Origin of the sequence: Pseudoalteromonas sp. SS15, from assembly GCF_049257195.1 — a bacterium.
Classification (GTDB): domain Bacteria; phylum Pseudomonadota; class Gammaproteobacteria; order Enterobacterales; family Alteromonadaceae; genus Pseudoalteromonas.
This window is the reverse complement of the sequence record NZ_JBMMUD010000007.1, coordinates 80,173-93,931: the sequence shown is the minus strand read 5'-3', so window position 1 is coordinate 93,931 and position 13,759 is coordinate 80,173. Positions and strand designations below refer to the sequence as shown.

19 protein-coding genes are annotated in these 13,759 nt (G+C 43.1%); 12 read left to right on the top strand and 7 right to left on the bottom strand.

The window, feature by feature from the left end; genetic code table 11:
* Window positions 1–31 precede the first annotated feature (31 nt).
* The 5 genes from AAEU28_RS15310 to AAEU28_RS15290 all read right to left on the bottom strand — a co-directional run bounded on the left by AAEU28_RS15310 (window position 32) and on the right by AAEU28_RS15290 (window position 3,085).
* Window positions 32–697, bottom strand: coding sequence for a TorF family putative porin (locus tag AAEU28_RS15310; RefSeq protein ID WP_421964911.1), 666 nt, complete (start codon window positions 695–697; stop codon window positions 32–34).
* Between the two features lie 236 nt (window positions 698–933).
* Window positions 934–2,100, bottom strand: a complete 1,167-nt coding sequence (locus AAEU28_RS15305; protein WP_421964910.1) for a hypothetical protein — start codon at window positions 2,098–2,100, stop codon at window positions 934–936.
* A gap of 203 nt (window positions 2,101–2,303) precedes the next feature.
* Window positions 2,304–2,435, bottom strand: a complete 132-nt coding sequence (locus AAEU28_RS15300; RefSeq protein ID WP_421964909.1) for a hypothetical protein — start codon at window positions 2,433–2,435, stop codon at window positions 2,304–2,306.
* A gap of 21 nt (window positions 2,436–2,456) precedes the next feature.
* Window positions 2,457–2,657: a helix-turn-helix transcriptional regulator gene (locus AAEU28_RS15295; protein ID WP_421964908.1), complete on the bottom strand. Its 201-nt coding sequence runs from the start codon at window positions 2,655–2,657 to the stop codon at window positions 2,457–2,459.
* Window positions 2,658–2,662: 5 nt separating this feature from the next.
* Window positions 2,663–3,085, bottom strand: a complete 423-nt coding sequence (locus AAEU28_RS15290; protein ID WP_421964907.1) for a hypothetical protein — start codon at window positions 3,083–3,085, stop codon at window positions 2,663–2,665.
* Window positions 3,086–3,262: 177 nt separating this feature from the next.
* On the opposite strand from AAEU28_RS15290, the gene AAEU28_RS15285 reads away from it, so the two are divergent.
* Window positions 3,263–5,218, top strand: a complete 1,956-nt coding sequence (locus AAEU28_RS15285) for an AsmA family protein (RefSeq protein WP_421964906.1) — start codon at window positions 3,263–3,265, stop codon at window positions 5,216–5,218.
* Window positions 5,219–5,251: 33 nt separating this feature from the next.
* Here AAEU28_RS15285 and AAEU28_RS15280 read toward each other — a convergent pair whose 3' ends face one another.
* The gene (locus AAEU28_RS15280) at window positions 5,252–5,446 is read right to left on the bottom strand and encodes a hypothetical protein (RefSeq protein ID WP_421964905.1); all 195 of its coding nucleotides are present in this window, start codon (window positions 5,444–5,446) and stop codon (window positions 5,252–5,254) included.
* A gap of 799 nt (window positions 5,447–6,245) precedes the next feature.
* On the opposite strand from AAEU28_RS15280, the gene AAEU28_RS15275 reads away from it, so the two are divergent.
* Complete coding sequence (locus AAEU28_RS15275) at window positions 6,246–6,743, top strand: hypothetical protein (protein ID WP_421964904.1); 498 nt, start codon at window positions 6,246–6,248, stop codon at window positions 6,741–6,743.
* Window positions 6,744–6,766: 23 nt separating this feature from the next.
* On the opposite strand, the gene AAEU28_RS15270 is transcribed toward AAEU28_RS15275, so the two are convergent.
* Window positions 6,767–9,331: a protein kinase domain-containing protein gene (locus AAEU28_RS15270; protein ID WP_421964903.1), complete on the bottom strand. Its 2,565-nt coding sequence runs from the start codon at window positions 9,329–9,331 to the stop codon at window positions 6,767–6,769.
* A 394-nt stretch (window positions 9,332–9,725) separates the two neighbouring features.
* Between AAEU28_RS15270 and rplN the strand changes: the two genes are divergently transcribed.
* From rplN to rplO, 10 genes are read left to right on the top strand one after another with little or no spacing between them, the layout of a single operon-like run.
* Window positions 9,726–10,094 carry a 50S ribosomal protein L14 gene (gene rplN, locus AAEU28_RS15265; protein WP_058031680.1) on the top strand — a complete coding sequence of 123 codons (369 nt, stop codon included), beginning with the start codon at window positions 9,726–9,728 and terminating at the stop codon, window positions 10,092–10,094.
* Window positions 10,095–10,104: 10 nt separating this feature from the next.
* Window positions 10,105–10,419 carry a 50S ribosomal protein L24 gene (gene rplX / locus AAEU28_RS15260; RefSeq protein WP_058031301.1) on the top strand — a complete coding sequence of 105 codons (315 nt, stop codon included), beginning with the start codon at window positions 10,105–10,107 and terminating at the stop codon, window positions 10,417–10,419.
* 16 nt (window positions 10,420–10,435) lie between these two features.
* Entirely contained in the window at window positions 10,436–10,975 is a 540-nt protein-coding gene (gene rplE, locus AAEU28_RS15255) for a 50S ribosomal protein L5 (RefSeq protein WP_058031300.1), read from the top strand.
* A gap of 10 nt (window positions 10,976–10,985) precedes the next feature.
* Window positions 10,986–11,291: a 30S ribosomal protein S14 gene (gene rpsN / locus AAEU28_RS15250; RefSeq protein ID WP_058031299.1), complete on the top strand. Its 306-nt coding sequence runs from the start codon at window positions 10,986–10,988 to the stop codon at window positions 11,289–11,291.
* Window positions 11,292–11,311: 20 nt separating this feature from the next.
* Window positions 11,312–11,704 carry a 30S ribosomal protein S8 gene (gene rpsH, locus AAEU28_RS15245; RefSeq protein ID WP_058031298.1) on the top strand — a complete coding sequence of 131 codons (393 nt, stop codon included), beginning with the start codon at window positions 11,312–11,314 and terminating at the stop codon, window positions 11,702–11,704.
* Between the two features lie 13 nt (window positions 11,705–11,717).
* On the top strand, window positions 11,718–12,248 hold the full coding sequence (gene rplF / locus AAEU28_RS15240) for a 50S ribosomal protein L6 (RefSeq protein ID WP_058031297.1): 531 nt from the start codon (window positions 11,718–11,720) through the stop codon (window positions 12,246–12,248).
* Between the two features lie 9 nt (window positions 12,249–12,257).
* A complete protein-coding gene (rplR, locus tag AAEU28_RS15235; protein WP_058031296.1) occupies window positions 12,258–12,608 on the top strand; it encodes a 50S ribosomal protein L18 in 351 nt (116 codons plus the stop codon).
* 9 nt (window positions 12,609–12,617) lie between these two features.
* Window positions 12,618–13,124: a 30S ribosomal protein S5 gene (gene rpsE / locus AAEU28_RS15230; RefSeq protein ID WP_058031295.1), complete on the top strand. Its 507-nt coding sequence runs from the start codon at window positions 12,618–12,620 to the stop codon at window positions 13,122–13,124.
* A gap of 6 nt (window positions 13,125–13,130) precedes the next feature.
* Window positions 13,131–13,310, top strand: a complete 180-nt coding sequence (gene rpmD / locus AAEU28_RS15225; protein ID WP_058031294.1) for a 50S ribosomal protein L30 — start codon at window positions 13,131–13,133, stop codon at window positions 13,308–13,310.
* 4 nt (window positions 13,311–13,314) lie between these two features.
* Window positions 13,315–13,749: a 50S ribosomal protein L15 gene (rplO, locus tag AAEU28_RS15220; RefSeq protein WP_058031293.1), complete on the top strand. Its 435-nt coding sequence runs from the start codon at window positions 13,315–13,317 to the stop codon at window positions 13,747–13,749.
* The last annotated feature ends 10 nt before the right edge of the window (window positions 13,750–13,759 follow it).

Here is a 13,759-nt window from a genome sequence, read left to right as displayed (position 1 = left end):
TAGGGAGCTACTAGCTCCCTTTATCTTTAAATTACAAAGAAAAATCCATTGCATAGCTGACGTATGCTTTCATATCGTCATCGGCGTCTAAATCAGTTTTGATCACGCCAAAAGTAAAACCATCTTTGCTTAGGCTAAAACCATAATCCATATAGTTATCTTCTGAGTACCACTCAGTCACAGTGTCACCGCTTGAGCGACCTAAATGTAAACCAAGTTCAGTGTCATTGAATACACTAAATGCAGCGTTCAGCTCAATATACAGCATGTCTTCTTCTGCAGTTGAGCCGCTTTGAGCATTACTTAGGTAGCTGATTTTCGCACTTAATACGTCATAGCTGACTTCGCCATAAAGTTCGCCAAAGTCGATGCTGCCTTCGGCATCTGGATAAGCGTAATAGACATAGCCCACATCGTAGCCAATATCACCTGCAGAGCCGCTGAAGCCCGCATAAAAATCCATCTCATAGCTTTCTTTGCCGCCAAAGTCGATGTTTGATACCCAAGTACCAGCGTAAAAACCAGAGTCGTTACCATAATCAATGCCACCCGATACGGCTGCACCATCAGCGGACTGTGTAATGCCACGCCAGAAGTAGTTTGAGCTTGCTGCAATATTTGCGGTGACTTCAGCATAACTTGCAGTCGAAGTTGCGAGTAATAGTGAGCTAAGTAAGAGAGAGGTTGTCTTTTTCATCTTCATTCCTATGTGCGCTAAATTTTCCTAATCTTAAAAGCAATGCGTGCACCACTTTTCAGGCTGCATAGTAATGTAGTTTACCCTTTGATTATTAATGTTTTTTTATAACGAGTAGTTTTTGGTTAGAATTTTTATGCACAATGTTAGTGCGTTAAATGAGCGGCTTGCACGATATTTGAACATATCGTGCAAATTTAGATAAATATTTCTATAAGAAGGTTATGTAGATTTAATTAACCAAAGATAGCGCGCATTAAGCCGATGGTCTCGTCTACGCTACGGCCTTTTTCAACCTCTGCGATGATTGAGTCACGCTTATCGCGAATATGATCAGGGATGCTCTCATCAGCAAGTGCGCGATCAACCAATACCTCTGCTGACTCTTTACCGCGACGAACGGTTTTAGTGCCACCACTGCGGCTACTTCGTACAGGCTTATTTAATAACTTAATATAGTTAGAGTTATCAGCCGTGTCTTTGTCAGCATAATAGAAGAAGCAAGGTAACAGTGCTTTGATGCTGGCGAGTTGCTCTTCTAATTCGCCGTTTTCAGTCGTCATTGCAAACCAAGGCATAGTGCGGATGCTCATCACAACATCTGACCAATAGCGTTCGAAGTCACGGTTGTTTAAACGGCTAATACCCAATGCTTGGCAAAGGGCATCTAATCGGTTGTTGCTAATAGGCGTGAACACATCAGGGCGACGCATCGCTAATAGGCGCGAAGCAGGCGCAAGGGTTGGTTTTTCATCTGTGCCCGCAAATGCACTTAAGTAACCAATCATAAATGCTTGATAGTCTTGCTCGCTTACGTCACCTTCAGCAGGAATGTTCGCAAGGGCGTCATCAAATGCACCTGGTAAGTCTGCTAATAGCTGGTGGAACCCTTTCGCACTCTTAGTTGAAGCAAACCACTCAACATCGAAGTTATAAACGCTGGTATCTAAGCTTGCAGCATGCTTACCCGTGAACGCTAAACGGTCTTCGGCGATCATCTCTTTTAATGGCGTGCTGCGCATCGGTGCTAAGTAGCTGGTTAGCTTTAACTGTTCTTCAAGAGCCAATACGTCTTTATGTTGCTCGATAAAGCCACAGATCACCGGCCAAGGTGCAATACGTAGCGTTTTAAGCTGTAAAAAGCTGATAGCAGAAATTAACAAATCTTGTAGCTTCTTAACCGTTGGAAGCTGGTGGTCGTCGAGCAAGTCGAAGTTGATGCGGTTTTTTGCTACATCTAATAACTCATAGCACCAACCCAAGAAGTCTTCTGGGTGGTTTTCTACTTTGACTGCCATCAGATTCAAACTTATCTCGGTAGATTGCTTAAGAATGTTTTGGTAAATCTGACTTTCTTGTTCACCCAATGCCATTTTTGACGGGGAAATGAGCAGCTTTTTCATAGGGGTTGGTGTCTCCACGGGTTAAGTTATTACGGGTTAATTAGCTAACCAAATAAGTGTAGCAGAACTTGTGCTACACAAATGAGGGCGTGGATCATACCTAAGTGAGACGTGGATGCAATCGAAGAAACGCTTATTTATTACAAGAGGTAAGAAAACTCAGCATCTGCAGGAGCTTACAAGCTGAGTTTTTGGAGGCGGAATTAAAAGGCCAACACCAAAGCTGCGCCAAGAATTGACCCTATCGCTGGTAACACAATGGCAAGGTGAGTTTCTATTTCATACTGTGTGTGCTTGGGCAAAGTAGCCCAGTACTCGATTATCTGTTTTTTCATAGTAAGCGTCCTTTTTTAGCGTTAATCATTTGTCTCTAATTCAAAGAGTGACTCAACCGGTTGCTCAAAGTGGCGCGCAATCTTTAATGCAATCACCACCGAGGGGGTAAAGCGGCCAGTTTCTATGGTGCTAATGGTTTTGCGAGAAACACCAATTAAATCGGCTAACTCTTGTTGAGATAAATTGTTGAGCTTTCTTAATTCAGCAACCTTAACTTGCATAGTTGTTAGTCTCTATTTTGCCAAATTATCGATGCGCCATAACTTAAGCTGGCAGTGGCCAAGTACAGAAGTGACATTGTTTCATGAGTAAATGGAATGGCAATGGCATCTCCAATTACCCAAATCGCAAAAATGACACCGACAGTGCAATAAAAAGCATGGCGGCAAGCGTTATGGTTCATTTGCTTTATAAACTCGTCCTGATAGCCGTCAGTGTATTTTTTTGAATTGAAGAACGCTTTAATTTTGTAAAAAACAGCAATGCCAACAAATAGCACCACAAAGCCTATATTGAAGAATTGTTGATTTTCACTGTCTTTGAACGCGTCAGTGATCACCATGAACAGTAACACTGTGCCAAGTGCCAGCCAAAACCAACCACTTAATGTAATGTGCTTCTCTTCATTTTTAACTTCTAGGTTTGTCATGCCATGTTTTCCTTCGTAATGATACCTATGGGTATCAATGTAACCTGTAGGTATCATGAGGTCAATGGTTTTTTGTAACCCCTAGGTATCATATTAATTTCATTGGCATTGTGTGCAGATTTTTTTCGTCTCAGCCGTTATGATTAGTAACATCAATTGCAAATGTAAGGAAAAGCAATGAATCGCTTTGTAAAAGTCATCGGTGGTGTGGTTGTTGTGGCCGTTGGTGCTGTGGTTGCGGCGCCATTTTTGATCCCAACCGACACCATTATTAAGCAGGTTTCAGAACAAGTCGAAAATACCACTGGTCGTAAACTCACCATTGCCGGTGAAAGCCAGCTAACGGTATTTCCAAGCCTAAGTATAGAACTAAACGACGTTGCTTTTGCCAATATGGCCTCGGGTAGTGCTGAAAATATGGTAAGTATGGAACAGCTTGCCGTGCATATTCCTTGGTTGTCGTTATTAAGTGGTGAAGCCAAGTTAGAGCGTTTTGTGATCCGCAATCCAAACATCTTGCTAGAAACAGACAAACAAGGCAAAGCGAACTGGCAGATCATGCCAACAACCGCCGCTGCGCCAACAGCTCAAACGAATGAGGCCGCTGGCCCGGTAAAATTACCCCAAGGGTTTGATGTCAGCTTAGGTGAAGTGGCGATTTACGGGGGTCAACTGACTTATCTTGATGGCGTGACTGGCGCAAAACAGCAGGTGAGTGACTTTGAATTAATTGTAGCGCTGCCTTCTTTATTCAAGCCGCTTGATGTGAAAGGGGGGTTAACCTACCAACAACAGCGTTTTGAATTAAATACCCAGGTCGACACACCAGCAAAAGCCATTGAAGGGCAAACCTTTAATGTGACGCAAACTTTGGCGTCGGCGTTATTAGATCTTGAATTTAACGGTGCCATTGCTCAACAAGGCAAAGACATTAAAGGTAGCTTGAGACTGGCAGGTGATTCAGTAAAAGCCATTACCCAGTGGCAGGGCATTGATCTAAAAGCCAAAGACAACGCCTTTAATCAGTTTAGTGTCGCTGGTGAGATGCACTTAGCTGGAGAGACTTTTAAACTGAGCGCATTCGAAGCCAAACTTGATGCACTGGCAATTAAAGGGCAAAGCCAAATCGATTTAGGCGCGCGTTTAAATGTCATGGCTGACATTGACCTGGGTATGTTAGACCTCAACCCATATCTGCCTGAGAGCCCAGAAAAACCAGCCGAGCCTGCACAGCCTGCAGAACCGGGTGAGGCACAGCCGATTGTATGGGACGACACTCCGATTGATTTATCGGGTCTTAATGCCTTAGACGCCGACATTAAAGTGCGTTCAACGGGTCTCATTGCCAAAGAGATCAAACTGGGTGAAAACCAATTCTCAGTTAATCTAAAAGACGGCAAAGCACGTTTAGGCTTAGATAAATTCAACGCTTACGAAGGTAAAGGGCAGGGTAAAGTGGTGGTGAATGCCAAGCGTGCGCCTTATCAGATCAATACCGATTTTAGTTTAACCGACATCAACGCCGAACCATTACTGACTGATGCGGTCGGCTTTGACAAGGTATTAGGTAAAGGCAGCATCAGTTGGGCGCTGAACACCCAAGGTCAAAGTCAGAAGCAGTTTGTGTCGGCATTAGCAGGTAATCTGGCGTTTAGCTTTGTAGATGGTGGCGTAAAAGGGGCCAATATCGCAGAGATGATGCGTAAAGGCAGCGAAATGCTCAAAGGTGACTTCTCATCATTAAAAGAAGGTCTAAACGCCGACTTCGATCCAAATCAGAAAACCGATTTCTCGGCACTGACAGGCACCTTTACCTTTAAAAATGGTGTCGGCACCAATACCGACCTAAACCTTGCCAGCCCGCTGTTACGAATTACGGGCAGCGGTGAAGTCGATTTACCTAAGACTTATGTGAATTACCGCTTAGTCACAGGCTTAGTTGATACCATAGAAGGCCAAGCAAGCAGCGATGACAGCACCGGCTTTAAAGTACCGCTGCGTATTAAAGGCCCATTCCACAAGGTGGATTACAAACTCGACTTTGGCAGTGCGGCAAAAGACAAAGCCAAAGAAGAAGCGAAAGAGAAAGTAAAAGATAAGCTGAAAGACAAATTAAAAGGCTTCTTTGGTTAATAGCTCAGTGTTTCAAACAAGCAAAAGCCAGTGTCACAATGCACTGGCTTTTTTGTGTTTGGTATAAATAGTTACTCGTCTCGGTAGCAGCGAATTTACTTCGCGTCTTGTTTTGGTATAGGTGAGATGTGCAGGGGTCAATAAACCCGACATAAAGTCGGTGCTACCGAATGTGCCTTTTAAATTGTCGTCATAAATGACGTAAAAACGATAGATTGAGTACCCCATTGCAGCCGTTAATATTGCTCATTTCACCTTGCGCAAAAATAACATTGCTTCGCAACGTGTATTTTGCACTCTTGGTAGCAGCGAATTTACTTCGCGTCTTGTTTTGGTATAGGTGAGATGTGCAGGGGTCAATAAACCCGACATAAAGTCGGTGCTACCGAATGTGCCTTTTAAATTGTCGCCATACATGACGTAAAAACGATAGATTGAGTACTCCATTGCAGCAGTTAATGTTGCTCATTTCACCTTGCGCAAAAATAACCTTGCTTCGCAACGTGTATTTTGCACCCTTGGTAGCATCGAATTTACTTCGCGACTTGTTTTGGTATAGGTGAGATATGAATAGGTCAATAAACCCGACATAAAGTCGGTGCTACCGAATGTGCCTTTTAAATTGTCGCCATAAATGACGCAAAAACGATAGAGTGAGTACCCCATTGCAGCTGTTAATGTTGCTCATTTCACCTTGCGCAAAAATAACCTTGCTTCGCAACGTGTGTTTTGCACCCTTAGCGCAACACTGTTTTTTAAATTGTCGTCATACATGACGACCTATAAAAGAGTTTGTAGGAGCAGTGTCGTTTACATCCATGTAGCTACGCCCATCGGGTATCCATACCCTCACCTCCTAGCGCTGCGGAACTTCGTTTCGGTCACTCGTCGCCCTTGCGCAAAAATAACCTTGCTTAGCAACGTGTGTTTTGCACGGTAAGCCCGTGTAATCGGGTGTAATCTCGATTAGTTGTTTTCAATAATTGTCTGTGTTCTTATGGGCTTAGTACTTCTAAAGGACATTACTATGACGCAACAATTAACGTATACCGTTAAACCAAGCCGTGACGACACGCCTTGGGTAATTTTAGACACAGACGGTAACCCTGCCGATGACGTATCGGTCGATCTGGCTCAATTCCCTGAAGATGAGCCGGTAAACCTTGTGTATGTGCTAACTCAATCAAGCATAGACAAAGGTTTCCGCTTTGCTGGCAATGGCACCTTGTTTACTGATGCCCGTGATAATTTTAACTATCAGCTTAGCAGCGAAGTATTCAACGGCGGCACTTCTTTAGTCGTGACGGTAATGAATATTGAACCTGATGCCAGCATTCCAGCTGATGTGATTAAAGAGTTGGTAAAGTCTAAAAACAAAGACAAGGTGTTCTCTAAAGTTGAACTTGAAGCCAATACCAATTACGAGATTGACTTTAGGTTACTTGCAGAGAAAGAGGGTAAGAAAGGTAAGCTTTATATTTCTCAAGATCCAAGAGTAACAATTAGTAAAGTACCACCACCTTAGAATAATACTTCTTAATTACTTGCTTAATAGGCGCATAAAGTATTTGTATTCTTAGCGCCTATTATCTCTGACAATTGTATTTCATGCTTACACAAAGGTTTAAACCAAGGTAATGTAAAGAAAGTTTCACTCCATCCTTCTTGAATGCCCTTCTCGATTGCCAATAAAGCAGAATGTGATTCCCCTAATTTCGTTAAAACTATTGCTTTGACGAACTGCAAATCGTAGACGTTTGAATGTGCAGTTTCTACTTGATTGATTTCTTTTAATGCTTCTACTGTATTTTCTGCATGGGCAAGAGCCTGTATACGTACCATTAAGTCATCAATATTTGTTGTATCTTGCGTTTGTTTAAGTAATTGCTCGTAAATTAGCTTAGCTTTATTATCCTCACCAAGGTATGAATAGCTATCAGCCAAGTTAAGTGCGAAATTTAAGTTAGAAGAATTAAGTTGATAAGCTTTATTTGCATTAAGGTTTGAAAGTTCGAACTCACCGATTAAGGAGTGTGCAATGGCTAAATTTGATAGAATAGAAGCATCATTCGGTGTATTTAGTAGCATTTTTGTGTATGACTTAATGGCTTCTCGAGCTTCACCTGTGACTAAAGATAAATCCGCATAAGTTTTAAGTGCCCAAAAATCATTAGGTGCGATTTGAATGACTAGGTCTAGATACTTTGTTGATTCATCATACTTACCATTTAGCAAATATAAAATAGCCGTATTACGAGTGATTTGTAGTGAGGGTTTGAATTGGTGCGCCTTGAGAATATTGTCTAGTGCTTGTGTGTAATCTCCTTTTTCACTATAGAGGCTAGCCTTTACACTATAAAGCTCATATGTATCTACATCAGTGTTATTAAGCTCTGAAATTAACATTTCAGCTTTTTGCCAATCTTTAATAGTCTGATACGCCTGAATACGATCAATGATATAGTTATGACTATTCTTATAGGTCTCAGGGGTATGTTCTAAAGCATCTAAGAAATCCCAAATGATAGTGTTATCTTGTTGAAGAAACTGTGATTCAACTGCCACCTTCCTATAAAACCGATACAAGGGCACAAAGCTTGGCTCTTGACGGATCAGCGACTTCACTTCAGCCAGTGTCACCGCAATGTCTTGCGAGCCACTTTGAAATGCTTCAACCTGCGCTACATATTTGTCGTAAAACGCATCGCTATAAGTTTGGCTGGTAAAGCGCTTGTCGAATAGCGCCTCAATATTCACCAAGCTGCTGTGATAGGCCTCAGAAAAGCTTTCGGTATCGACACTATAACGAGTGGTATCGAGCAAAGTGGCAGTGTGTGCATCAATGGCATTAAGTGTGACTTCACACAATGAGTTACGACAGTTAAATACAGGTTCAAGTAGCACGTCGGCACCTAGGGCTTTGCCGATGTCAGTTTGCGATGCTTGTTCACCCATGAGTTTAAGGGTGCTGGTTACTTCTGAGTTTGATACTTGCAAACTTGATGTGTCTTGCAAAATAAAGTTACTGATGGCGTCTTCAAGCCCCAAGGTGGCAATGCGCTGTTGGGTGTCGGTTAATTCAGTTTGTCCTTCGAAGGTAATGGGTAGGGCGGCAATATAGCTCTTTGGTTGGTTAGTTTGCCAATACCAATAACCCGCGCCAACAAGGCAAACTGCAAACAACCACGACATGGCAAGGCCATATTTTTGCCAGAAGTTTGATTTTGCGTTAGTTGTAGATTCTGAAGGTGTGGGTATTTGTAGGTCTACTGCATCAATATCTTGTGTGTCATCGCATTGTGCATAACCAATATTTTGCTGTAATTGCTTTAACTGAGTAATAACTTGGTGAAAGCTATTTGGGCGCGCTGCTTTGTCGAATGCCATTAGTGCATTGATTAGTGCACCAAGCTGCGCAGGCATGTCGAGTAATTTACTTGCATCACTTTGACAAGGAACATGCTTGATTTGTTCTGCAATGGCATCTGGGGTGGCGTCTTTGGCTTGGGCTAAATAAGGGTGCTCATTCGCAAACAGCTGATAGGCCAATAAGCCAAAGGCAAATAAATCGGCACGCTGATCTAACAGCTGCTTATTCAATTGCTCTGGTGACATTGCTGTTAAACTACCAAAGCTAGAGTGATGACTGCGCTGCTCATCACCGAGTTGGGCAATGCCAAAGTCAGCGATTTTCGCAACACCTTGGGCGTTGATTAAAATGTTATCGGCTTTTAAATCAAGATGCAGAATGTCATTTTTGTGCGCTTCTGATAAGCCTTGGGCGATATCAATTAGTAGCTGTAACTTTTGCTCAGACTCGAGATGACGGGTTTTTAAAAAATGTTTAAGGGTAGCGCCTTGCACATATTCCATTTCGATGGCGAGCTGGGTGTCACTCTCGTGCACTTTATATACTTGCACAATATTTGGGTGATTAACGCGGGCCAGTATTTTGGCTTCGTTCAAAGCCTGTTGTTTATCGACTTTATTTACGTCGAGCACTTTTATCGCCACATGACGCTCTAATTTTGCATCAACAGCCAGAAAAACACGGCTCATGCCGCCTTGTCCTAATGGGGTGATTTGTTGGTAAAATTGCTCGAGTTGTATCACAATAAAATGCTTTATTATTAGTTCTAGAGTTAGTGTATCGGTTCGAGTTTGAGAATTCGAACTATTTACGATAGAAAAACATGAAATAGATTAAATAAGCGACGATTTTATTTTATCACCGCTATTTTTACTTGTTTGTTATTTAATCAGTTGAAGTTGTTTTAGTTTTTGCGCTTGAAAAACTAACTGCTTGTCTCCATATCAGAAATGCAATCTAGAAAACTTGGTGGAATAGCACAATTAATTAAAAATTGAACTATCCATCCCTCATGTTTATTGTTACAATTGCCCGCCCTTGAAAGACGAACTCCACGTTTTTTGAGTGATTAATAATCTAACTGCTTCATATTTATACAAATTTGAAGCGAAGTTTAACTACACCGGAGCATCAAAAATGATCCAAATGCAAACTCAGCTGGACGTTGCTGATAACAGCGGCGCTCGCAAAGTGCAGTGTATTAAAGTCCTTGGTGGTTCGCACCGTCGCTACGCGGCAGTTGGTGACATCATTAAAGTTTCTGTTAAAGAAGCAATTCCTCGCGGTAAAGTGAAGAAAGGTGATGTTAAAAACGCAGTAGTTGTGCGTACTAAAAAAGGCGTTCGTCGTCCAGACGGCTCTTTAATCCGTTTCGATAGCAATGCGGCTGTTATCTTAAATGATAACCTACAGCCAATTGGTACTCGTATCTTCGGCCCTGTGACTCGTGAACTACGTAACGACAAGTTCATGAAGATCGTTTCACTAGCACCAGAAGTACTATAAGGAGTCGATCATGGCAGCAAAAATCCGTCGTGATGACGAAGTAATCGTACTAGCCGGTAAAGACAAAGGTAAGCGCGGTAAAGTGCTTTCAGTTGTTACTGAAACTGGTCGTGTTTTCGTTGAAGGTGTAAACCTTATCAAGAAGCACCAAAAACCAGTTCCTCAGCTTCAACAAGCTGGCGGTATCATTGAAAAAGAAGCATCAATCGACGCTTCTAACGTAGCGATCTTCAATGCCGAAACTGGCAAGGCTGATCGTGTAGGTTTTAGATTTGAAGACGGCAAAAAAGTTCGTTTCTTTAAGTCTAACGGAAAAGCTATTTAATTAGTTGGAGTAGACGATGGCGAAACTGCATGAAGTTTACAAAGACAAAGTAGTAAAAGAACTTTTTGAAAAGTTCGGTTACAGCTCTGTCATGCAAGTCCCTCAGATCGAAAAGATCACACTTAACATGGGTGTGGGCGAAGCCCTAGCTGACAAGAAGATCCTTGAGAACGCTGTACGCGACCTTGAGTCAATCTCTGGTCAGAAGCCTCTAGTGACTAAAGCTCGTAAATCAGTTGCTGGCTTTAAGATCCGTGAAGGTTACCCAATCGGCTGTAAAGTAACCCTACGCGGCGAGCGTATGTGGGATTTCCTAGAGCGTTTAGTCTCTATCGCGATGCCACGTATTCGTGACTTCCGCGGTGTTAGCGCAAAGTCTTTTGACGGTCGCGGTAACTACTCTATGGGCGTACGTGAGCAAATCATCTTCCCAGAAATTGATTATGATAAAGTAGACCGCGTTCGCGGTATGGATATCACGATCACTACTTCTGCGAAAACAGATGATGAAGGCCGTGCGTTATTAGAAGCGTTCAACTTCCCATTCAAAAAGTAAGGGTAGGGTTATGGCAAAGAATTCAATGAAAGCGCGCGAAGCAAAGCGCACTAAATTAGTTGCACAGTACGCTGAAAAGCGCGCTGCACTAAAAGCTATCATCAGCGATGTTAACGCATCTGAAGATGATCGTTGGGACGCGGTATTAAAGCTTCAGTCTTTACCGCGTGATTCAAGCCCTGCACGTCAACGTAATCGTTGTAACATCACGGGCCGCCCACATGGTTTCCTTCGCAAGTTCGGCATGAGCCGTATCAAAGTTCGCGAAGCTGCTATGCGCGGTGAAATTCCTGGCCTTAAAAAGGCTTCTTGGTAATAGAATCACGGGAGTAAGACATGAGCTTGCAAGATCCTATTGCGGATTTATTCACACGTATCCGTAACGGTCAGTCTGCGAAGAAGGTATCAGTTTCAATGCCAACTTCAAAGCTGAAAGTAGCAGTTGCTAAAGTACTAAAAGAAGAAGGTTACATCACTGACTTCGCAGTAGCTGGCGACGCAAAACCAGAATTGACTATCGAACTTAAGTACTTCGAAGGCAAAGCTGTAATCGAAAATATCCAGCGTGTTAGCCGCCCTGGTCTACGTATCTATAAGAAACGTGACGACTTACCAAAGGTAATGGGTGGTTTAGGTATCGCTATCGTATCAACTTCTAAAGGCTTAATGACTGACCGTGCTGCACGTAGTGCTGGTATTGGCGGTGAGATCATTGGCTTTGTAGCTTAATCGGAGGGGAACTATGTCTCGTATAGCGAAGGCTCCTATTGCAGTTCCTGCCGGTGTTGAAGTTACACTAGCTGGCCAGGAAATCAAAGTTAAAGGCAAAAACGGCGAATTAACTCGTGTAGTTAACGATGCTGTTGAAGTTGCTTTAAACGACAACGTTATCACTACTGCTCCACGTGACGTAGCAAATGCTTGGGCTCAAGCTGGTACTGCACGTGCACTGATCAACAACATGATCCAAGGTGTTAACGAAGGTTTCGAGAAAAAGCTTCAATTAGTAGGTGTTGGTTACCGTGCTGCAGTTAAGGGTAAAGTATTAGACTTAACTCTTGGCTTCTCACACCCAGTGAACTTCGAGATCCCTGAGGGCATCACAATCGAAGCTCCTAGCCAAACTGAACTAGTAGTTAAAGGCGCTGACAAACAATTAGTTGGTCAAACTGCTGCTAACATCCGTTCATACCGTGAGCCAGAGCCTTATAAAGGTAAAGGTGTACGTTATGCTGATGAGCACGTGCGTCGTAAAGAAGCTAAGAAGAAGTAAGGTAAGACGATGGATAAGAAAACAGCTCGTCTACGTCGTGCTAAGCGCACTCGTAGAAATTTTATTGAACAAGGCACAACGCGTCTTGTTATCCACCGCACGCCACGTCACATCTACGCTCAGCTAGTAAACGCTGAAGGTACTGTGCTGGCTGCTGCTTCTACTGTTGAGAAAGCAATTGCAGAAGCCCTAACAGGCACTAGCAACATCGCTGCAGCACAAGCTGTAGGTAAAGCAATTGCTGAGCGCGCTGCAGACAAAGGCATTGAAAAACTTGCTTTTGACCGTAGTGGCTTTAAATATCACGGCCGTGTGAAGGCGCTTGCTGATGCAGCGCGTGAAGCTGGCTTGCAATTCTAGGAGTAGACAATGGCTAACGTAGAAGCAAAAGCACAACAGCCAGAATTAGCTGAAAAGCTAATCGCGGTAAACCGTGTGTCTAAGGTAGTTAAAGGTGGTCGTATCTTTAGCTTCACTGCACTAACAGTAGTTGGTGATGGCGCAGGTAAAGTAGGTTTTGGTTACGGTAAAGCACGTGAAGTTCCAGCTGCTATTCAAAAAGCAATGGAAAAAGCACGTCGTAACATGATCACTGTTGACCTAAATGGCAACACGCTACAGCACCCAATCAAGGGTCGCCACGCGGGTTCTAAAGTATACATGCAGCCAGCATCTGAAGGTACAGGTATCATCGCCGGTGGTGCGATGCGTGCAGTACTAGAAGTAACTGGTGTACAGAACGTACTTTCGAAAGCATACGGTTCAACTAACCCAATCAACATCGTTCGCGCTACAGTAGCTGCTCTTGAGAACATGAACTCTCCAGAGAAGATCGCTGCTAAGCGTGGTCTAACTGTTGACCAAATTCAGGGGTAATTAACCATGGCAAATACTGTAAAAGTTACTCAAGTAAAGAGCTCTATCGGTCGTTTACCGAAGCATAAAGCAACTTTACGTGGCCTTGGTTTACGTCGTATCAACCACACTGTTGAATTAGAAGATACAGCATGTGTACGTGGTATGATCAACCAAGTTTCTTACATGGTTAAGGTAGAGGGCTAATTCGATGCGTTTGAATACTCTTTCTCCTGCTGCAGGTTCTAAGTCTGCTGGTAAACGTGTTGGTCGTGGTATCGGTTCTGGTCTAGGTAAAACTGGCGGCCGTGGTCACAAAGGTCAAAAATCACGTTCTGGCGGTAAAGTTCGCGTTGGTTTCGAAGGCGGTCAAATGCCTATGCAACGTCGTCTACCGAAGTTCGGTTTCACTTCACGTAAATCTCTAGTATCTACTGAAGTTAACCTATACGAAATCGCTAAAGTTGAAGGCGATGTGGTAGATCTGAACGCGTTACAAGCAGCTGGTCTAGTTAAAAAGAACATCCAGTTCGTTAAAGTAGTTAAATCTGGCGAAGTTTCACGCGCTGTTACTGTTAAAGGCATGAAAGTGTCTAAAGGTGCACGCGAAGCTATTGAAGCTGCCGGAGGCAAGGTAGAAGACTAAGGAAGTACAC